The following is a 20654-nucleotide window of genomic DNA, read 5'->3' as shown; positions in this document are numbered from 1 at the left end:
AATATATCTAAAATTATAAGTTATCATGGACTTATTGTAATAATAATAATTGGATGGAGGGATAGATGAAACCTTTTTTATTGACCGGTGTATCGGGAGTGGCAGCTTTGATGCTGGCCAGCGGCGCGCATGCGCAATCGACGACAGACAATCTGGTGCCATCGAGCGAGGAAAGTGGTGTGGCGCCGTCATCTCAGCAATCGAGCAGCCCCGCCTCCGATGGTGACATTGTCGTAACCGCGCAGCGGCGCGCTCAGTCGGTACAGGATATCGGCATCGCAATATCTGCCTATAGTGCGGATACGCTCATCACCAGAGGCATTTCAAACAGCGCCGAACTTGGGCGTATCACGCCAGGCGTGTTTGTCTCCGGTAGTGCAGGGGGGCAGAGCAGTCAGTTTAGTATTCGCGGGGTGACGCAAAGCGACTTCAATGACGCCATCGAGGCTCCTGTCGCGGTCTATTCCGACGAAACCTACATCCCGTCCCAGCAGGGGCAAACGCTTGCCGCTTATGATCTGGAGCGTGTCGAAATTCTCAAAGGCCCGCAAGGCACCCTGTTCGGACGAAATGCAACTGGCGGCTTGGTGCAATTTGTCGTGAAAAAGCCGACCGACGATTTCACGGCAGATCTTAATTTGGATTATGGCCGCTTCAACATGGTCAAGATCGAAGGCGGAGTTGGTGGACCCATTGCCGAAGGCGTTTCATTCCGCTTGTCAGGTTTGTTCCGGCGTCATGACAATATCTTCGAAAACAGGGCGCCGACCGGAGGTCTTGCGGCCGGTTCGCCCACAAGCGCGTCCGGAAATCTTAGCCCCTGCTGCCATGATTTGTGGAACGACAACTCGCTGGCGTTTCGCGGGCAATTGCAAATCGAGCCTAGCAGCCGATTGAAAATCAGGTTTAGCGCCAGCTATGCCCGCCAGAAGACAAATGGCGCGCCGGTTGTCGAACGACCGACGATTGCAACGATCGACGCTCAAGGGCGTGTTATCCAGACAGATTTTGCTTCGCCGACGGAAACAAGGGTCGCGATAAATCCTGATGGCAGCAATGTCGGCAACAGCATGCCGGGGGCGTTTCTATTTGCGCCCGCATCTGGAATCCGCGCGCCGGGCTCTGACTTTTTTGGCTATGATGGCCGCAAAATAACCGGTCTGGCAACGTCGCTCGACTTCACAGGCGCCGACATCAACAGCTTCTCAGATTATGACGCAGCCATGCATGTCGATTATGATCTGGGAGGCGGTGTCACATTGGCATCGATTACGGATTATAAGCTCAACAAGAAGCAGCTGTTTGTCGATCTCGAAGCGTCACCTGTTAATGTCGGTGCCTTCCAGACGCGCGCGCGCAACGAGAGCATTGCGCAGGAGTTGCGGCTGAGTGGAAGTAGCGACGACTTCCGATGGACAACCGGGGCCTATTTTCTCGACATTGACGCGACATCGACGCGAGGACTTGGGGGGCCATCAGGCTCTTTCCTCGCCGCCCGTTTTGGTCTTGACGGGCCTGGCGTTGACATTTCCAACAATCTTCAACTGAAGACGCAATCCTATTCGATCTTTGCCCAGGTTGAATATGATCTCGCACCGCGATTGACCTTAATTCTGGGCGCGCGCGGGATTCGCGAGAAGCAAACTTATCACTTCCGTTCTATTGCAGCGCAGAATGACGACAACTTCCATGTGGACGGTGCAACGGAGCTCTTCACGCTGCAGCCTCCTTTCGACGACAAGCGCACGATGAAGATGTGGGCTGGCAAGGCGCAGATCGAATTTCGACCGACCAGATCGATGCTTCTCTATCTCGGCATCAACCGGGGGGTGAAGGCAGGAAGCTATAATGCCCTCATTTTGCCGCCCGTCCTTCCGACGGACCAGATCCCCTATAAGCCGGAAGAATTGGTCACCATCGAGGGCGGCTTCAAGGTGACGACCCTCAATCGCGGGCTGACCATAAATGGTTCAGTTTTCTACTATGATTACCATAACTATCAGGCGTTTACATTTGTCAGCGCTGGCGGTTTTGTTCAGAATAAGAAGGCGAAAAACTACGGCGTAGATCTGGAAATCACCGCTAGGCCCACAGATACGCTTACCGCGACCATTGGTGCCTCGCTGATGCATGCCAAAGTCAAGGATATCGAGATCGCACCTGGCCTGTTTCGTGATGTTCGGCCCGCCTATGCTCCAAACCAGCAAGTCAGTGCCAGTCTCGAATATAGGCCGCAATGGGATGTCATGGGCGGGCGTTTGCAATTTGGTGTAGACGGCACCTACACTTCAAATTTCTATAACAATATTCGTAACTTCAATTCAAACAAAGTAGATAGCTATCTGCTTGCGAACGGCAATATAAGCTGGAGCGATGCCGATGATCGCTGGCGTGTCTCGGGCCGTATCGCGAACATCTTTGACAAGCGCTATTTTGGGATTGGCTTCGATCAAACAGCGCTTACCGGAGGAACGCAGATGCAGCTCGGCTCTCCCCGTTGGTGGACATTGTCCGTCGGTTACAAATATTGACGAACTGTCCGGACGGAAGGCTTCATTTGGAAGTCTCAATCGCCTGAAAACAAATGTTGGAAACATGATCCGATCGATCCGGGTGTCATTCCAAAGGTTGAGCGCAGACATGTCCCTTGCAATCTGGAGTAGAAATTTATGATTTGGCGTCGATACGCAATTATTCCAATTTTGCTCCTGATTGCGGGCATGCTGCCTGGTTCTGTCGCAGCGCAACCAGAAACGGCCAATGGTGATGCCGTTACGCGTACGAAAATCATTATTTTGGGGACCGCGGGCGGACCCATAGCGCGAAAAACTCGCTCACAACCCGCTAATCTTTTGGTCGTCGACGGGCAGCCTTACTTGATAGATATGGGCGCTAATGTGACCGGACAGATTGTCAGGGCAGGGTATCGTCCGGCTGAGATCAATACTGCGTTTATTACCCATCTGCATTTTGATCACACGTCCGGCATCGCGCCGTTCATGGCCTTTGACTCGATCAATCGGCGTCGTTCAACAGTGACGATTTTGGGACCTACCGGTACAAAGGATATCTTGCGCGGCGCTCTAGCTTATCTTGAGCGACCCGAGCGAACGCTTGCGCCTTCTCTCCCGCAATACCCCCCTTTGTCTTCCTTGTTTGTGGCACGCGAGATTAACAACCAAGGACCAACAGAGGTCTATCGCGACGATCATCTTCGCGTTTTGGCTGTTGAGAATACACATTATATTACTTTGACTGCGAAGGAGCGAGCGAAGATTGCGACACGGTCTTACTCATATAGGTTTGAGACCCCTGACCGCGTCGTGGTCTTTACCGGTGACACTGGTCCAAGTGCGGCTCTTGAGGCGCTGGCTCGCGGTGCAGATGTGCTTGTTAGCGAGGTGATCGATATTGCTGCGATTAACAAGCAAGTGAAAGTGTGGGGGGACGAAATCAACACCGATCTAAGCCCGCTGGCTAAACATATGGAATTGGAACATCTGTCGCCGGAAGAGGTGGGAGATATCGCCACTCGTGCGGGCGTCAAAAAAGTCATTTTGACACATTTTGTCGGTCCAGAAGGGCCGGATATGTCCTTTTATCTGGATGGGGTAAAGAGCCGATATAGCGGCCCTGTCATTGCAGCAAATGACCTTGAGCAGTTCTAATCATCTTAGGAGCTGAACGATGAGGCAATATCCCAAAAATGCTTGGTACATGGCGGCATGGGCAAGCGAGCTTGGGGAGTCGATGCTGACCCGGCGTCTCCTAAACACGCCCGTGTTGCTCTATCGAACATCGGATGGCGAGGTGGTGGCGATGCGTGATCGTTGCCCGCACCGTTTCGCTCCGCTGTCGCGTGGCAAAAGGGTTGGTGACGGTGTCCAATGTGGATATCACGGGTTGATTTTTGATCGTTCAGGACAGTGTGTCGATGGCTTTTTTCCGCGCACCGCGTCGAGTGCGATTAAGGCCCAGGCTTATCCGGTAATTGAGCAAGACACGATAATCTGGTTTTGGCCGGGCGATCCCGAGCATGCCGATCCGGCACTTGTTCCGCGATTCACATATCTCTCCAATCCCGAATTCAAGACGGTTGACGGGCTATCACAGGTAAAAGCCTATTATGAGCTGATAACCGATAATCTTATGGACCTGTCGCATGTCGAATTTCTGCATCCTGCCTTTGGCGGCGTATTGCGCAATGGAAAGCATAGTGTCCGTCAGGAAGGCAGATCGATTCATTCCGACTGGTGGGCGCCCGACGTTCCACCTACAGCCGCGATTCAATTGTGGTGGCCGGAAAATACGGGCCGCGTCGACCATTGGCTGGACATACGCTGGGATGCGCCCGCGTCCATGCTCTTGCATGTCGGTGCCACTCATCCCGGTCAGTCTCGCGAAAACGGACTTTACCAACCCTCCGTCCATATTCTGACACCTAAGTCAGACGACAGCACCCATTATTTCTGGAACGCAGGCATGCCGAAAGATAACCATCTCGACATGCAGGAGATCAGCAGGTTGTTTGCAGCCGCGTTCGACGAAGAGGATGCGCCCATGATCGAAGCGGTCCACAGAGAAATGGGTGACATAGATTTGTTCGACTTGGAACCGCTTCTGCTACGCATCGATGCCGGCGCCGTTCTGGTGCGCCGCTTCCTCCAGAAGATGATTGTAGCGGAAGAAAATCTTGCAAAGGCCGTGACATGACCCCCTGATTTTCCTCCAAGTTCGATTAGAGTCCGGCCCTGATAGAAGGACGGACGAGATGAAGAGAACAAGGTTTAGCGAAGAGCAGATCATTGGCGTGTTGAAGGAGTCCGAGGCGGGCGTGAAGACCGCTGACCTTGTTCGTCGGCACGGCGTGTCGGAAGCGACGATCTACAACTGGAAGGCCAAGTATGGCGGGCTGGAGGTGTCCGAGGCCCGACGGCTGAGGGAGCTTGAGGGCGAGAACGCTAAGCTCAAGCGGCTGCTGGCCGATACGATGCTGGACAATGTTGCGTTGAAGGATCGTCTGGCAAAAAAGTTCTAACGCCCGCCGCTATGAGGGAAGCTGTAGCTCATCTCCAGGCCTGCCACGGGATGAGCGTACGGCGGGCGTGCCGTGTCATCGATGCCGATCGCACGAGTGTGCGATACCGTTCCACGCGGGACGATGATGCCGAGCTCAGAGAGAAGCTACGCGAACTGGCCAACCAGCGTCGCCGGTTTGGCTATCGCCGTCTGCACATCCTGCTCCGCCAGGAGGGCGTGATGATCAACCGCAAGAAGACCCAGCGCATTTATCGTGAGGAAGGCTTGGCAGTCAGGCGGCGGCGCAGCCGCAGGAGGGCCGTGGGGACCAGAGCACCTGCTCCGGCGCTTGCCCTGTCGAAGAACCAGCGTGACATGGCGTGCAGGTCGCCGGTAAACGTACCAAATTCCCGCACCGGATTATCATCGGCATTCGGATTTATGGCCGCCATATGCATGGTGGAACCGATATCGATTGCGGCGGCACCAGAGTTGACCATGGAAAACGCATCTACGCTGCCAGATTTTGCTCGTGTCATTCCACTTCCTCCTTCAGCATAGGAGGGTATGGGCAATGCTAATCGTCATCTTCCTAACCGGGATCGCCGCACTGCGACGTCACCACTCTCAAGTGCGCATATGCCCACAGGCCACGTTTTTTAACGGGGTATCACACCACCAATAAGCCATCGGCCGCGACCCTCCATGGCGCCTTCATACCACAACCCGTTTCTACCGCGCACAGGCGGGCTATGCCGGAGATGGTTTTTTAGGATATCCCTCTCCTCCTTGAGGATCCGGTTCTCCAGGCGAAGCCGTTCATTCTCGCGGGCCAAATCTGCTTGGCTAGCGCAGCCGCTAAATCAGCTGGCCGATACTGCGACACCCACTTGCCCAACGTCGACAGGCCGACACCCAGATCAGACGCCACACGTCGCCGCGACAATCCACTGGTCAGAGCAATCCGCACAGCCTCGCGTTTGTACTCTTCTGTATGCTTCTTCATCTCGTCGGTCTCCTTGATCGAGTGTTAAACTCTCAAGTGACCAGCGCAAAACCGTTACAAGTCCATATATCATGATCGAAACACTGGGGTTGCTACTTGCAGCCTTGCACTGTGATGACGAATATGGGTGGCTAAGGCCGCGGTGCGAGTTGGGACTTAATCTTGTCTTCGGCGATGAGCGATCGGACAAAGGAGACAAATTCTTCGGTGACCGGCGACGCGAAGTCGTGCCGCCACGCCAATCCGAAAGACACTCTTGTCAGCTGAGACGGGATATTTTTTCCATCGAGCGGGCGAAAGGATACGCCGCGCATCCGCAGCCGTTCTGCTGAAGCAGGGACGATCGCTACGCCACGACCGCATGCGACGATTCCAACCACAGCTTCAGTCGACGGAGCCTGGTGAAGGATCTGGGGCTCGAACTGGGCAAATCGGCACAAGGCATGGAGGTCGGCCTGAAAATTGAAGCCGCGTCGCGACTCATAGGCGACAAAGGGTGACGCAGCGAGGTCATGTATCGCGATGGCGCCCGACGTCGCGAGCAGCCCATGGTCCGCTGGCAGCGCGACGGCTAGCGGCTCTTGATAGACGGGTTCGGTTTCAACCAGTTCGTCGAGCACTGGAAGGCGAACCAGTCCGACATCAATACGCGACTCGCGCAACGCCTCAATCTGTTCGAGCACCGACATGGCGCGAAAGACCAGTTGCACATCCGGAGCTTCTTCAGTGAAACCACGAATGAGTTCGGGCCAGAAGGAATAAACTGTCGACCCGCCAAATCCGAGGGTCAAGGTGCCGCGCAATCCGCGTGCCACCTTTCGGGCCCGCTCAGACGCTTCATCCAGCAACGTGGAGATACGTGCAGCATCTTTTGCAAGACTCGCGCCCGCGGCAGTCAACCGGACATGATGGGTGTCCCGGACGAACAGCTTTACCTCGAGTTCTTCTTCAAGCTGTCGAATGGCGCGGCTTAGCGGCGGCTGCGACACATGGCAGCGCGCAGCCGCCCTGGTGAAGCTTAGTTCGTCGGCGAGAGCCAAGAAATACCGTAATTGCCGCATATCCATGGTTATGCGCCTAAGCTATCACAAATTAGAAAACAATATATTTCCACTATAAGGAACGATCAGGCAATGCTGGTTCCGAAAGCAAGGAGACATCAATGCCGGATCAGATCCGTCGATTGGAATTTGACGAGCTCGCACCAGCAGCGCAGGCTGTCCTTGGCGCACGGGTTGAACGGCTGGGCTATCTGGGAGAGTTTTTCCGGTGCACGGGACACCAACCCGAGATACTGGTTCCCTTCATGCAAATGACCGAGGCGCTCAAAAAGGCGTTGCCCGACCGCCTGACTGAGATTGGCGCGCTCACCATCGCTGTGATGACGGGAAATGATTATGAACGTCATCAACATGAGCGCCTTTCGACAAAGTTGGGACTGGGTTTCGAATGGGTAGCGGCGGTCGAACGGCTGCAGCCCGAGAAATGTAGCGAACTGACCGAAGCCGAACGGACGGTTCAAAGATTCATCATCTCGGCAATCGATGGCCAGGGAATGGCAATGGCCCCTGAGTTTGCAGGACTTGTCGACCAGATCGGTTCTGACCAGGCCCTTGCGATCCTGTTTCTCATAGGTCGGTATTTTACACATGCTCTCATCGTGAACACGCTGGAACTCGCGCCCCCGGTACCGTCCATTTTTTCGAATGGGGATCGGGCATGACTGACGCTTTATGGATTACCGAGCGCGAAGTTGTGTCCCTCATGTCGCTGCCTCAGGCGATAGAGTCATTGCGCGAGGGGCTTCGCGAAGAAGCAGCAGGCAACGCCTTCAACATGGTCAAAACCCATGTCATGTGGGCGGGCCATTCAACATTGCATGCCATCGGTGCCATCTTTGAAGGCGCAGGCGTGGCCGGAACAAAGACCTGGGCCCATACGGACGGAGGGGCCATGCCGCTGCTCGTGATGATCGACAGCAATAACGGCTCAATTCTTGCTGTGATCGAGGCATTCGCGCTGGGCCAGATGCGGACAGGCGGGATGAGCGGACTGGCTACAGACCTGATGGCGAAACCGGAGGCGCGCCGGATGGCGATGATTGGTTCGGGCAAGCAAAGCATCACGCAAATTGCTGCGGTAGCAGCCGTTCGCTCGCTGGACCGGATCGCTGTGTGGAGCCCCACCGCGTCCAAGCGTGAACAACTTGCAGTGAAATCTGAAGAAGCGCTGGGAGTGGAATCCATCGCAGCCTCGTCGCTCGAAGAGGCGCTCGACGGCGCTGAAGTTGTCACGCTGGCAACGCGTGCAACCAAGGCCTTCCTATTCTCATCGATGCTACCGCGCGGTGTTCATGTTAATGCAGTTGGCGCGATTACGCCGGAACGAGCTGAATTCGAGCCGCAACTGCTTAACCGCGCTGACGCCGTCGCGGCGGACAATGTTGCGCAGACCCGCAAGCTTTCGCGCGAATTCATGGACGCCTATGGCGCAGACGACAAAGCATGGGAATCGGTCCAGCCGCTTAGCGCACTAGTGGCCGCGCAAAGCCATCGAGCGCCTAACGCCGACCTTTCGTTGTTCAAAGCAATGGGAATGGGCATTTCCGACCTTTCGCTAGGCCGTACCATTTTGAACGCTGCTCGGGCACAAGGCCTTGGTCGGCCCATCGAACGTCCAACACGCGTTTCACCCCGACTCATCCATAACCAGCCACAAGGAATCGCGCTATGAGTGACAGTATATTTGTCGATGGTAGCGGCTCGCTGCCGAACCGTGAAACACCTTGGGATCCGATCGTAATTCCCAAGGCCGAAATTGATCGCGAGATCGAGCGTCTTGCGGCCATGCCACGTCCCGTCAATGGTCGTCGCCGCTCCTATTTCGTTCATCCCATGAACAAAAAATCGCGCGGTCTCGCACCCGGCATTGAAGTTGCGCTCGATGTCCTTCTGCCGGGCGAAGAAACCACAACATTTCGTCAGAATTCCGCACAAGTGAACTTCGTCATTCGCGGAGTAGGCGAAAGCGAAATTGGCAGCGTGAGGCGCCCTACTGGTCTTCATGATGTTTGGAATACGCCTTCGATGCGCATTTACCGCCACCGGAACACAGGCGATGACCTTTATGTCCGGCTGACCTATTCCAATGGCGCGCTGCTTGATATGATGAATATTCATGTTGTCGAAGAAAGTCCGCAGCCGCTTTTGCGCGTGGTCGACGAAGCACCGACAGAGAATCAGAGTGACGGCAGCAAAACCAACCCGTTCGGAACCTTTGCGCTGAACGATGAAGGGGCGTGGATGATGCCTTATGAGCGGCTCATCAACCCGCCTTCGGTGCAAAGTCCAGCGCTATACTGGCCTTGGGAACAGGTGAAGGAGCATCTCGACAAGCTCGAAGCCCTCGGCAAGGATTATGTCGGTCGCCGACTTTATCTGCTCTATAATCCGATGACGGGCCGTACAAACGGCACGACGCCGAACTTTTTTGCGACAATGACCCTGCGACCGCCCAAGATCGTCGACCGTCCTCACCGTCATTCGTCCGCGGCGGTGAACTATTATTTCTCGGGTTCTGGCAGATCGACTGTTGAAGGCAAGACATATGAGTGGGAAGCAGGCGACCTCATGCTTTCGGCTCCCGGATGGGCTGTGCACAACCATGCGTCATATGACGAACCCGTCTATGAGCTTACAATCCAGGATCAACCGCTCAATATAGCGATGGAATCGCTTCTCTGGCAGGAAAACCTGAAGGAGCCGCCCGCGTTACTCGGTGCGGAAGAGGGCTTTGCAACCAATCGGTCCGCCGCGGGAAGCTGACGCCATGGTTGTCCCCGCAAAGGATGCAGAATTGGCGCGCGGCGTCACCCTCGCTGATGATGTCGTGACGGCGACGGCGCTCGCTCTGGATCATGCCGAACGCGATGGCGTCCAGATTCCACTGTTGAGTGAAGATCATCGTCATATGACGCTGGATGACGCCTATGCCGTTCAGAGCGAGTGGGTTCGGCTAAAACAGCGTCGCGGGGATAATATTATCGGTTGGAAAATCGGACTGACATCCAAAGCCATGCAATCGGCCTTGTCGATCGACATCCCCGACTCTGGGGTTTTGTTCGAAAGCATGAAGTTTGAAAATGGGAGTCGCATTCCTCCCAGCCGTTTCATTCAGCCCCGTATTGAAGCCGAAATCGCCTTTGTGATGAAGAAATCGCTAGTCGGTAGCGGGCACTCGACCGATGCGATCCTCGATGCGACGGACTATATCGCACCAGCACTCGAAATCCTTGATTGTCGTGTAACAAGAAAGGATCCGCGTACCGGACAGTTGCGCCGCGTCTTTGACACAATTGCCGACAATGCTGCCAACGGCGGTATCGTACTTGGTGATCCTGTCCGCGATTTCAGGACTCGCGATCTTCGGTGGATAGGTGCGATCGTTTCGAGAAATGGTGAGGTGGAAGAGACCGGGCTAGGGGCAGGGGTACTTGACGATCCTTTGGTGTCAGTTTCATGGCTTGCCAATCGCCTCGCTGCCTATGGCGGCAAGATTGAGGAGGGGCAGATCATTCTCTCCGGTTCATTCATCAGGCCGATCGAAGCGCCGCCCGGCAGCCAGATTGTTGGAGATTTCGGGGCCTTTGGCCGGGTTGCATGCGAGTTTACCGCATGAACAGGACCCCCGCCTCCAAAGTGGCGTTGTCGGCAAGCCTCGGCGTGAACAGATTTAAAGAAGCTCTTGCGGCGGGCCATCGTCAGATCGGCTTTTGGCAAGCCCTAGCATCGCCATACTCGGCCGAAATCTGCGCTGGTGCCGGATTCGACTGGCTGTTGATCGATGCGGAGCATGCTCCGAATGACATCCCGCTGATTTTGAGCCAGTTGCAAGCGATGGCCGCTTATCCGGCAGAAGCTGTGGTCCGTCCACAAATCGGTGACTCTGTCATTATCAAACAGTTGCTCGACCTCGGCGCGCGAACTTTATTGGTCCCCATGGTGGAAAGCGCAGATCAAGCCGCTGCGTTAGTGCGTGCGACCCGCTATCCGCCACATGGCATTCGCGGCGTCGGTTCAGCTATCGGACGCGCCAGCCGCTGGAACCGTAGTCCATCCTACTTGCAGCAAGCGGAAAACGAAATTTGCCTGCTTTTACAAATCGAGTCTGTAGCGGGCCTTGCGGCCTTAGAGGAGATCGCAAGGGTGCCAGGTGTCGATGGTGTATTTCTTGGCCCGTCTGACCTTGCAGCAGCGCTCGGTCATCTTGGCAATCCTGGCCATGAGGATGTACAAGTGGCGATCGAAAAGGGTATCGCAGCAATCCTTGCGGCGGGGCAGGCGGCTGGAATTCTGATGGCGGATAACAAGCTTGCACATCATTATCTCGAACTCGGAGCGACTTTCGTCGCCGTTGGCACCGATATAAGTCTTCTGGCACGCGGCGCTGAGGCGCTGGCTGCGACATTCAAACCACAGCCGGGCTCCGCGACATCAGTGGAAAAAAATGTCTACTGACCGGTTCTAGGCTCCATTGGATGTTGGTTCGCGACGTTGATATCCGTTGTTTCAGTGGAATAGCCTGCGATCAGATGCAGCGTCATCTTAAAGCTAAGCTCCGCTGCCGATTTGTCTCTCAGGCGGAATGTTTGCAAGCCGATAACTGCGTGGCTTCCTCTTGAACATCGCATTTCGCTATAGGTCGTATGTTGCATTGCCGGATACTGCGACTTCAGAACGTATCTAAGTGGGCAAAAATGGAGGAGAGAGTTCTAGGCAGAAGCCGTTGTAACTGCGACGTGGGCACCCCATTCTGCCAAAGCCTCTCGTTTCTCGGCAGCAAATTCATAGCGTTGATAAACTGCCGCCACGCCGCCCTTTCTTCGATTCTGTACCGCCTCGATCCAATCGCCAGGAACGCGGAGCCGCTGCATGCCTGTTGCTACCGTGCGCCGCAAATCATGGTACCGCCATGGTGCGACAGACGGTGCATCATCTTCAACGATGTCCAAAACTTCGGCGTCCAACATCTTCTTTGCTTTGGAAAAACCGGAAACGCGTGAATTGCCGCCATCGGTTGTCAAAACATAGCCCTTGCGGGGCCATTTCTTACCACCAGCAAGCCTATCCAGCTCTGATATTATTTGAAAAGACAGCGGAATAAGATGTTCTCGCTTATTCTTCGACCGTTCGCCTGGCAAAATCCATTCGGCACATTCGCGATCGAGTTCGCGCCAGTCGAGCGCAGCGACTTCATCGCGTCGCTGCCCCGTCAGAATAAACAGGCGAACCAACGCACCATATATCGGGCCCAGTCCTTCACTTGCCGTCCAAACAAGTTTGAGTTCGCTATCGTTCAATACGCGATCGCGACTGGCGACCATGGGTGGCGCCTCATATCCGTCGAGGGGATTGCTAACAATGTCGCCACGACCCTTCGCCCAGCGAAGTACGCGAAGCAGCACAGCATAGGTGTTGCGCTTAAGGGCTGGACCACCCTCAAGATCGTCGATGAGGGCGATTATCTCCTGGCCGGTTAGCGAGGGAAGGGGGCGTTTGCCCAGTTTTGGTCGAAGATGCAGCCTGAGCGTCGTTTTTACAAAATCGGCTGACCTAGACCAACGTTTCGGTATCTCTATGGCCTCAAAACGGTCGGCGACGGAATTGAAGGACAGATCTGTAAGCTCCCGCTGTCTTTTTCGTCTTTGCTCTGACGGATCCATGCCTTGCGCGACTTGCATAAGCAATCGACGGGCTTCTTGCTCTGCACTCGCCGGCGTCCAGGGGGATCCATGGCGTCCAATAGTATAGCGCTTGGTCGGACTGCCACGACCTCCGAGCCGATATTGCAGAAGATAAACACGCTTTCCCGAAGGAGTGATTTTCACTCCGAAGCCCTTGCAATTGGTGTCCCACAAAAAATCGTCACGTGAACCCGCTTGAAGCGCATCAACCGATCTTTTCGTGATTTTTCTCGTCGCCATTGGGGTCTTATAGCAATCACATAGCAATCACCGCAACGGAATTCATCGGCTATTGCCGGTTATATTTGGCATAAGCTACGATAGGCAAGTCATGGAAAATAGGTACTATAGCGCAAAACAGAGTAAGGCCGAAAACACCTCTGACCAGACTACGAATCTGGGGGCCGGGCGTTCGAATCGCTCCGGGTGCACCATTTCCCCATTTGATGATCCTGACCGTGGCGCTCAGCGCCGCGCGGCGGCGATTTTGCTGGCGTCGGCGGGGCAAAGTCGGCAGCAAAGGGCGTCCTTTCAGTTGGAGAGCCATCCCCCATGTCCGCACGCCCCGTTCTTGGCATCATCGCCTGCAATCGCAGCATTGGCACCGAGGTCGCGCAGGTGGTCATCAACCGCTATGCGACGGCGGCGATGCGCCATGCTGATTGCGCGGTGCTGATCATTCCGTCGCTGCCCGACCTGATGCGCGCAAGCGAGGTCGTGGACCGGCTCGACGGGGTGCTGCTGACCGGCACGCCATCGAATGTCGAACCATCGCGTTATGGCGATGCTGACGCAGGCGAGGGGCCTTTTGACCCAGCCCGCGACCGGATGATGCTCGACCTCGTTGATTCGGTCATTGCGGCGCAGCGACCCTTGTTCGGGATTTGCCGGGGGTTTCAGGAGATTAATGTCGCACTGGGCGGGACGTTGCGACGCGACACAAGCGCCAGCACAGCGTCGCTGGCACATCATGCGCCCGATGGTGGCTCGTTCGATGCGATGTTCGACCATCGCCATGCCGTCGATCTGGTCGAGGGAGGCTTGCTCCAGACCGCCTATGCGCGTCCGGCCTTAGAGGTGAATTCGGTTCATTTTCAGGGCGTCGGCGCTCTTGCCGAAGCACTGACCGTCGAAGCGCGTGCGCCCGATGGATTGGTCGAGGCGTATAGCGCGCGGCCCAATGGTGCGCCTTTGCTCGCGGTGCAGTGGCACCCCGAATGGGGGACAGATGACAACGCCGACAGCCAGATTTATTTCCGCCTGCTGGGAAAGGCGTTAAGAGGGGCTCTGTAAACCGGCGTATCGCTCGCTTTGCTGACCCCGACCCCTAACTCCTCCCGCCTGCAGGAGGGGAATTTGAAAGAATCCCATGCCCCGCAACCATGACATCGCCGAGCTGCGCCGCCTCGACGTCGCGCATCATTTGCCGGCACAGGCCGACTGGGCCGAAATCGAAGCGATGGGCGGCAGTCGCATCATCACCCATGCCGAGGGCTGTACGATCACCGACGGCAATGGAAACCGCATATTGGACGGCATGGCAGGTCTGTGGTGCGTCAATGTCGGTTATGGCCGCGAAGAACTGGTCGAGGTCGCCGCAACACAGATGCGCGAGCTGCCTTTTTATAACAGCTTTTTCAAAACCGCGACGCCGCCGACGGTGACGCTGGCGGCCAAGATCGCCAGCCTGACTAACAACCGGCTGCCGCATGTCTTTTTCAACACATCGGGCAGCGAGGCCAATGACACGGTCTTTCGCATGGTGCGCCATTATTGGAAGCTGAAGGGCGAACCCAAGCGCACCGTCTTTATCAGTCGCTGGAACGCCTATCATGGGTCGACCGTCGCGGGCGTATCGCTGGGCGGGATGAAGGCGATGCACGCGCAGGGCGATCTGCCGATCCCCGGCGTCGAGCATGTCCGTCAGCCCTATGCCTATGGCGAAGGCGCGGGGATGAGCGAGGAAGAGTTCTCCTCTGCTTGTGCGCAGGCGATCGAGGACAAAATCCTGGAAGTCGGTCCCGAAAGTGTCGCGGCCTTTATTGGCGAGCCGGTGCAGGGTGCGGGCGGGGTCATCATTCCGCCCAAGGGCTATTGGCAAAAGGTCGAAGCAATTGCCCGCAAATATGGCCTGCTGCTGGTCGCCGACGAGGTGATTTGCGGATTCGGTCGTACCGGCCAGATGTGGGGACATGAGACGCTGGGCTTCACCCCCGATATTATCGCAATGGCTAAGGGTTTATCGTCGGGATATTTGCCGATTTCGGCAACGGCGGTGTCGGCGGCGGTTGTCGAGGTGCTCAAGACCGGCGGCGACTTCATCCATGGCTATACCTATTCGGGGCATCCGGTGTCGGCGGCGGTCGCGCTCAAGAATATCGAGATTATCGAGACTGAAGGACTGATCGAGCGAACGGGTAAGATCACAGGGCCGTATTTGGCCAAGGCACTCGCGACGCTGAACGATCATCCATTGGTTGGCGAAACCCGGTCCATTGGCCTGTTGGGCGCGGTCGAAATTGTCGCCGACAAGCAAACCCGCGCGCGATTTGGCGGGGCCGAAGGGACGGCAGGACCATTGGCGCGCGAGGCGTGCATCGCCAACGGCCTGATGGTCCGCGCGATCCGCGACAGCATCGTCATGTGCCCGCCGCTGGTCATCACCACCGAGCAGATTGATGAGATGGTTGCGATCATACGCACGTCGCTCGATGCCATCACGCCCCAACTTTGCGCGTAGTAGCAGGATAAAGAGCCATGCCATCCGGCCTATTTGCCTTGCTCGACGATGTCGCCACGATTGCCAAAGTGGCGGCGGCCAGCCTTGATGATATTGGGGCTGCGGCGTCCAAGGCCGGGGTCAAGGCGGCGGGCGTCGTGGTTGATGATACGGCTGTGACGCCGCGCTATCTGACCGGTTTTACCCCCGACCGCGAATTGCCCGTTATCTGGCGCATCACCAAAGGATCGCTGCGTAACAAACTTATGTTCATTCTGCCTGTGGCGCTGTTGCTGTCGGCCATCGCGTCGTGGGCAATTACGCCGATCCTGATGCTCGGTGGTACCTATCTTTGTTACGAAGGCGCAGAAAAGGTCTGGCATTCGCTGAGCACCAGTGACCATGACCTTGCAGCGGAAGTGGCGGTCGTGGCCGACAAGAATCACGAAGAGGCGATGGTCGCAGGGGCCGTTCGCACCGACTTCATTCTTTCGGCCGAGATCATGGTGATTGCCTTGTTCGAGGTTATGGATCAGCCGCTGGGCCTGCGCGCCGCAACGCTGGCGTTGGTTGCAGTGGCCATTACGATTGCCGTTTATGGCGTCGTCGGGCTGATCGTGAAGATGGACGACATCGGACTTCATATGTCGAAGGGCGGCGCGCGGGCTGGCCGCGCCATTGGTCGCGGGTTGGTGAAGGTGATGCCAAAACTGCTCGCGGCGCTGGCGCTGGTCGGGACAGCGGCCATGCTGTGGGTTGGTGGGCAGATCATCCTGCACGGGCTCGACGAATTCCATATCGGAAACTTGGGACATGGGCTGGAGAATCTCGCGCACGGGCTCGTCGGTGGCTGGCCGGCGGCGGGACTGTGGGAGTGGCTGATCTCTGCGGCCGGCGCGGGGGTGTTTGGCCTGATTATTGGCGGCGTGGTTGTGGCGGCTATGGCCTTGTTGCCGAAGCGGCAAGCGGCGGCGCATTAGAGCACCTCGCGATCCCTCTGAACCGTTCGTGTCTCGACTTCGCTCGACACGAACGGAATATGGTTCAGCACTAGGCACGGCGCATTATGCGTTGCGCAGATACCAGTCATAATCAATGGTCGGGACATGGCTGAAATAGCGGTCTTGCTCGACGCGTTTGACGATGGTGAACATGTCGACAAAACGGGCACCCAGATAGTCGCGCATCAATGCAGAGTCATGGAATCGGTCGACCGCGGCGAACCAGTTTGATGGTGGCCAAAATTTCTTAAAAGCATCGTCGCCCGATGCGTCGCGGTCATAGCCATTGCCGACGACGGCTTCGCCCGGATCGCGCTTGCTGATGATCCCGTCGTGCATCGCTGCCAGCACTGCGGCAGCGGCGAGGTAAGGGTTGGCGTCGGCCCCGCAGGCGCGATGCTCGACATGGCGGCTGGCGGGCTGCCCCGCCGGTATGCGAAAGGAAACGGTGCGGTTGTTGACGCCCCAGGTCGGCGCGACGGGAGCATAGCTGTTCGCTTTGAACCGGCGATAGCTGTTGGCGTGGGGGGCAAAGATCGCGAAAGCATCGCCGATACTGCCGATCATGCCGCCAATCGCATGGCCCAGCGCGGGCGTTCCTTCGGGCGCGTCGCTGGCGAAAATATTCGCGCCCTTGTCGTCGTTCATCGACACATGGATGTGCATCCCGCTGCCCGCCTGATCGGCAAAGGGTTTGGCCATGAAGGTCGCTTCCAGTCCGTGCTGCTGAGCCACCGCCTTGACGAGGCGTTTGTACATGATGGCATCATCGCAGGCGCGCAGCGCGTCGGGCTTGTGGCGCAGGGTCAGTTCAAACTGGCCGGGGGCGAATTCGGAAATCGCCGATTCCAGTGGCAAATCCTGGGCATCGGTGGCGGCGTACAGCGCGTCGAAGAAAGGGCGGAAGTCTTCCAGCTCGCGCAGGCCATAGACTTCGATATTGTCCGATAGGTTGCGATTATAACCGGGGCGGGCGGGACGGATCGACCCATCGCGCGCGCGGCGTGGATCGACGAGGTAAAATTCCAATTCGATGGCGAGCACAGGGGTCAACCCGTCGGCGGCAAAACGGTCGAGAATGCCGCCGAGTACATGGCGCGAATCAAGGTCGTGAGGGGTGCCGTCGAGTTCGTAAAAGCTCACGAGGAACTGTGCGGCATGATCGCCGCCCCACGGCGTGCGCACCAGCGTTCCGGGGATGGGTTTCATCGACCGGTCAGCATCGCCATCTTCCCAGACAAGGCCGGTTTCGATGGTATCCTGACCGGTGATGTCGACGACGGTGATTGATCCGGGGAACATGCGCCCCGATTCATAGACCGCCAGCACCTCATGCGCTCGCAACCGCTTGCCGCGCGGGACGCCGCCCATATCGGTGTAGATCATTTCGATCGAATCGACGTCGGGATTGGCCGCAAAAAAGGCTTCGGCTTCGGATCGCGGCGCTATTTGTGCCGATGCTTTGGCCATGCGAAAAAACTCCTCAACCCAAACGGTCGCGCAGCGCATACCAGAGCAGCCCCAGCGTAGCGAGGGGGCGGCGCAGCAAGCGGCCGGCGGGGAAGGGGCGCGAGGGCAGGCTGGCGAGAACGTCGAGCCGTTCGGCGGTACCGGACAAGGCTTCGGCAATCACCTCGCCTGCCAATGTTGTCGTCATGGCGCCATGGCCCGAAAATCCGTGCGCGTAGAAAATATTCCCGTCGCGCCCGATATGCGGCAGCCGGTTCATCGTCACCGCCACCGCACCGCCCCAGCCATAGTCGATGGTAACGCCAGCCAGTTGCGGAAAAACCTGCTCGATATAGGGGCGAACGAAGCCAGCAATGTCGGTGGGCGGCGTCTGCGAATAGCGCTCACCGCCGCCAAATATAAGGCGCTTGTCGGCGGACAGGCGGAAATAGTTGAGGACGAAGCGGCTGTCGGCGACCGCAGCGTCGCTGGGCAAGAGGGAGTCAGCATCGGGCAGCGGCGCAGTGGCGACATTATAATTCATGATCGTAACCGTGTAGCGACCACGATTGCGGTCGATGTCGTCCATCCAACTGTCAGTAGCGTTGATGATATAGCGGGCCTTCACGGCACCCTTGCCCATATGCAGCGTCATGGTGTCGGCGGATAGCGTTGCGCGCGCGCCTTCCCAGATTTGCACCCCAGCGGCTTGCGCCGCCTTGGCAAGTCCAATGGCATAGTTGAGCGGATGGAAATGACCGCCTTGCGGGTCGTGGATGCCGCCATGATAGATGCCGCTGCCGATATGCGCGGCGAGATCGGCCTTGGCGATGACGTTTGTGTCATAGCCATAGTGGGTGTCGAGAAATTCGGCCTCGCGCCGCAAATCGTCGAAATCGGCTGGCGACCAGGCAGCCTCCAGATGGCCCGCCTTCAGATCACATGCGATGCCATGTTGCGCGATACGTCGCTGCACAGGGTTGTCGCGCCAGCACAGATCGAACAGCGCCTGCGCGCGCTCCAGACCAAAGGCGCGTTCCAATTCGGACATTGACCAACGCAGGCCGGGGATGAGTTGCCCGCCATTGCGCCCCGACGCGCCAAACCCGACATGTTTGGCCTCGACCAATATGACCGAAAATCCGCGTTCGGCACAGGCAATCGCGGCGGACAGACCGGTATAGCCGCCTCCGATCACCGCGACATCGCACTGATGCTGGCCCTCGGGCGCGCTTTTCGGCGTCCATGGGATCGCCGACGCCGCATAATAGCTGTTCGCCAGCGGGTCGGTCATGCGCCTCCGCCGATCAAACGCGCGTCAACAAATGTTCGCGCTCCCAACTCGACACCACCGACTGATAATTGAACAGCTCATAATCCTTCACAGCATAGAAGATTTCAAAGAAATCATCGCCGAGCAAGTTGCGGACTTTCTTGCACGAACTGAAACGATCGAGCGCCGCCTCGAGCGTGCGGGGCAGGGTGCGGGCGCGATTATAGGCGCTGCCATCGATGGCTTTTTTGGGGACCATCCGATCGACCATGCCGATATAGCCGCAAATCAGCGAGGCGCTGATTGCCAAATAGGGATTGCTGTCCGCGCCTGGCAGACGGTTTTCGACGCGGCGATTGGCTTTGTCGGCGATGGGCACGCGAAATCCGCACGAGCGGTTATCCGCGCCCCACTGGACATTGATCGGGGCCGAACTGTCGGGGCGCATCCGGCGGAAGCTGTTGACATTGGGCGCCCACATCGGCGCGATCTGCGGCATATAGCGCACCAGTCCGGCAATAAAGCTGCGGAACATCGCGCTGTCGCGGCCATTCTGGGTCGAAAACAGGTTGCGGCCGGTTTCGGCGTCAACCACCGACTGATGGATGTGCATGGCGCTGCCCGGTTGGCCTGCCATCGGATTGGCCATGAAGGTCGCAAAGACGCCGTGCTTTTTGGCCACGCTGCGCACCACGCGCTTGAACAGGAAAACTGAGTCGGCAAGTTTCAGCGGGTCGCCGTGGATGAAATTGACCTCCAGTTGCGCGGCACCCATTTCGTGGATCATCGTGTCGATATCGAGCCCCATCAACTCGCAATCGTCATAGATATGGTCGATGATATCTTCATATTCGTTCATCGCCTCCAACCCATAGGGCTGGCTCGCCGCCTCGCTGCGGCCCGACTGGCCGACGGGCGGGGTCAGCGGGAAATCGGGGTCGACATTGGGCGACACAAGATAGAATTCGACTTCCGGCGCGATGATCGGGGTCCAGCCCTTGTCGGCATAAAGCGATAGGACTTTCTTGAGGATGGATCGCGGTGCCACCTCTACTGCGCTGCCGTCGCCATTATAGGCGTCGGCGATGACAAAGGCGGTCGGCGATTTGAATCCAGGGGCAAGGCAAATGGTCTCGGTGTCGGCGATCAGGATTTTGTCGGGGTCTTTGTCCCAGATATCGTCGATATCCTCGGGATAATGGCCGTCGATTGTGCAGATGAAGACACTGCCAGGAATTCGCAGCGATTTATCGTTCACCGATGTCAGGAATTTCTTGGCGGGCAACACCTTGCCGCGCTGAACGCCATTGATGTCGGGAACGATGCATTCGACCTCGTCGATGCCGTTTTCGGTAATCCATTGGTCCAGATTGATTGACATGCACCCTCTATCGAACTGGAAAGCCAGCCCATCTTGTTTGTCCCTTCCTACGGCGAAGCGCCGT

17 protein-coding genes, 1 tRNA gene and 2 pseudogenes are annotated in these 20654 nt (G+C 57.1%); 13 read left to right on the top strand and 7 right to left on the bottom strand.

Going from position 1 to position 20654, the window contains the following annotated elements; translation table 11 throughout:
- The first annotated feature begins 65 nt into the window (after positions 1-65).
- From ACR3XE_RS10660 to ACR3XE_RS10645, 4 genes and pseudogenes are all read left to right on the top strand, one after another.
- On the top strand, positions 66-2531 hold the full coding sequence (locus tag ACR3XE_RS10660; RefSeq protein ID WP_486185720.1) for a TonB-dependent receptor: 2466 nt from the start codon (positions 66-68) through the stop codon (positions 2529-2531).
- 138 nt (positions 2532-2669) lie between these two features.
- Positions 2670-3668 carry an MBL fold metallo-hydrolase gene (locus ACR3XE_RS10655; RefSeq protein ID WP_486185719.1) on the top strand — a complete coding sequence of 333 codons (999 nt, stop codon included), beginning with the start codon at positions 2670-2672 and terminating at the stop codon, positions 3666-3668.
- A 19-nt stretch (positions 3669-3687) separates the two neighbouring features.
- A complete protein-coding gene (locus ACR3XE_RS10650; RefSeq protein ID WP_473700200.1) occupies positions 3688-4713 on the top strand; it encodes a Rieske 2Fe-2S domain-containing protein in 1026 nt (341 codons plus the stop codon).
- Positions 4714-4771: 58 nt separating this feature from the next.
- Positions 4772-5358: pseudogene (locus ACR3XE_RS10645) on the top strand (transposase); the annotation flags it as partial.
- On the opposite strand, the gene ACR3XE_RS10640 reads toward ACR3XE_RS10645, so the two are convergent.
- From ACR3XE_RS10640 to ACR3XE_RS10630, 3 genes and pseudogenes are all read right to left on the bottom strand, one after another.
- Positions 5289-5558 carry a hypothetical protein gene (locus tag ACR3XE_RS10640; protein WP_473700388.1) on the bottom strand — a complete coding sequence of 90 codons (270 nt, stop codon included), beginning with the start codon at positions 5556-5558 and terminating at the stop codon, positions 5289-5291. The pseudogene ACR3XE_RS10645 and the gene ACR3XE_RS10640 overlap by 70 nt on opposite strands.
- A gap of 228 nt (positions 5559-5786) precedes the next feature.
- A pseudogene (locus tag ACR3XE_RS10635) lies at positions 5787-6025 on the bottom strand (transposase); the annotation flags it as partial.
- A 131-nt stretch (positions 6026-6156) separates the two neighbouring features.
- Entirely contained in the window at positions 6157-7092 is a 936-nt protein-coding gene (locus ACR3XE_RS10630) for a LysR family transcriptional regulator (protein WP_473700201.1), read from the bottom strand.
- Positions 7093-7187: 95 nt separating this feature from the next.
- On the opposite strand from ACR3XE_RS10630, the gene ACR3XE_RS10625 reads away from it, so the two are divergent.
- From ACR3XE_RS10625 to hpaI, 5 genes are read left to right on the top strand one after another with little or no spacing between them, the layout of a single operon-like run.
- Complete coding sequence (locus ACR3XE_RS10625) at positions 7188-7748, top strand: hypothetical protein (protein ID WP_473700202.1); 561 nt, start codon at positions 7188-7190, stop codon at positions 7746-7748.
- Positions 7745-8758, top strand: coding sequence for an ornithine cyclodeaminase family protein (locus ACR3XE_RS10620; RefSeq protein WP_473700203.1), 1014 nt, complete (start codon positions 7745-7747; stop codon positions 8756-8758). Before ACR3XE_RS10625 ends, ACR3XE_RS10620 begins: the two co-directional genes overlap by 4 nt.
- Positions 8755-9849 (top strand): cupin domain-containing protein, encoded by a 1095-nt coding sequence (locus tag ACR3XE_RS10615; RefSeq protein WP_473700204.1) that lies wholly within the window; start codon positions 8755-8757, stop codon positions 9847-9849. Before ACR3XE_RS10620 ends, ACR3XE_RS10615 begins: the two co-directional genes overlap by 4 nt.
- A 4-nt stretch (positions 9850-9853) precedes the next feature.
- Entirely contained in the window at positions 9854-10702 is an 849-nt protein-coding gene (locus tag ACR3XE_RS10610; protein ID WP_473700205.1) for an FAA hydrolase family protein, read from the top strand.
- The gene (gene hpaI, locus ACR3XE_RS10605) at positions 10699-11541 is read left to right on the top strand and encodes a 4-hydroxy-2-oxoheptanedioate aldolase (protein ID WP_486185718.1); all 843 of its coding nucleotides are present in this window, start codon (positions 10699-10701) and stop codon (positions 11539-11541) included. The genes ACR3XE_RS10610 and hpaI overlap by 4 nt, the downstream gene beginning before the upstream one ends.
- Positions 11542-11795: 254 nt before the next feature.
- Here the strand turns inward: hpaI and ACR3XE_RS10600 are convergent, their stop codons facing one another.
- Complete coding sequence (locus ACR3XE_RS10600) at positions 11796-13007, bottom strand: tyrosine-type recombinase/integrase (RefSeq protein ID WP_486185717.1); 1212 nt, start codon at positions 13005-13007, stop codon at positions 11796-11798.
- Between the two features lie 112 nt (positions 13008-13119).
- Between ACR3XE_RS10600 and ACR3XE_RS10595 the strand changes: the two genes are divergently transcribed.
- From ACR3XE_RS10595 to ACR3XE_RS10580, 4 genes are all read left to right on the top strand, one after another.
- Positions 13120-13201, top strand: a tRNA-Arg gene (locus ACR3XE_RS10595).
- Positions 13202-13319: 118 nt separating this feature from the next.
- A complete protein-coding gene (locus ACR3XE_RS10590; protein ID WP_486185716.1) occupies positions 13320-14060 on the top strand; it encodes a gamma-glutamyl-gamma-aminobutyrate hydrolase family protein in 741 nt (246 codons plus the stop codon).
- Positions 14061-14136: 76 nt separating this feature from the next.
- Positions 14137-15507 carry an aspartate aminotransferase family protein gene (locus ACR3XE_RS10585; protein WP_473700209.1) on the top strand — a complete coding sequence of 457 codons (1371 nt, stop codon included), beginning with the start codon at positions 14137-14139 and terminating at the stop codon, positions 15505-15507.
- Between the two features lie 17 nt (positions 15508-15524).
- On the top strand, positions 15525-16466 hold the full coding sequence (locus tag ACR3XE_RS10580) for a DUF808 domain-containing protein (protein ID WP_473700210.1): 942 nt from the start codon (positions 15525-15527) through the stop codon (positions 16464-16466).
- Between the two features lie 84 nt (positions 16467-16550).
- On the opposite strand, the gene ACR3XE_RS10575 is transcribed toward ACR3XE_RS10580, so the two are convergent.
- From ACR3XE_RS10575 to ACR3XE_RS10565, 3 genes are read right to left on the bottom strand one after another with little or no spacing between them, the layout of a single operon-like run.
- A complete protein-coding gene (locus tag ACR3XE_RS10575; protein ID WP_473700211.1) occupies positions 16551-17957 on the bottom strand; it encodes a glutamine synthetase family protein in 1407 nt (468 codons plus the stop codon).
- 13 nt (positions 17958-17970) lie between these two features.
- On the bottom strand, positions 17971-19230 hold the full coding sequence (locus ACR3XE_RS10570) for an NAD(P)/FAD-dependent oxidoreductase (RefSeq protein ID WP_473700212.1): 1260 nt from the start codon (positions 19228-19230) through the stop codon (positions 17971-17973).
- A 13-nt stretch (positions 19231-19243) separates the two neighbouring features.
- Complete coding sequence (locus ACR3XE_RS10565) at positions 19244-20590, bottom strand: glutamine synthetase family protein (protein WP_473700213.1); 1347 nt, start codon at positions 20588-20590, stop codon at positions 19244-19246.
- Positions 20591-20654 lie beyond the last annotated feature (64 nt).

Source organism: Sphingopyxis sp. 10G20-10 (genome assembly GCF_057365075.1).
This window is presented reverse-complemented; position numbering and strand designations above follow the sequence as displayed.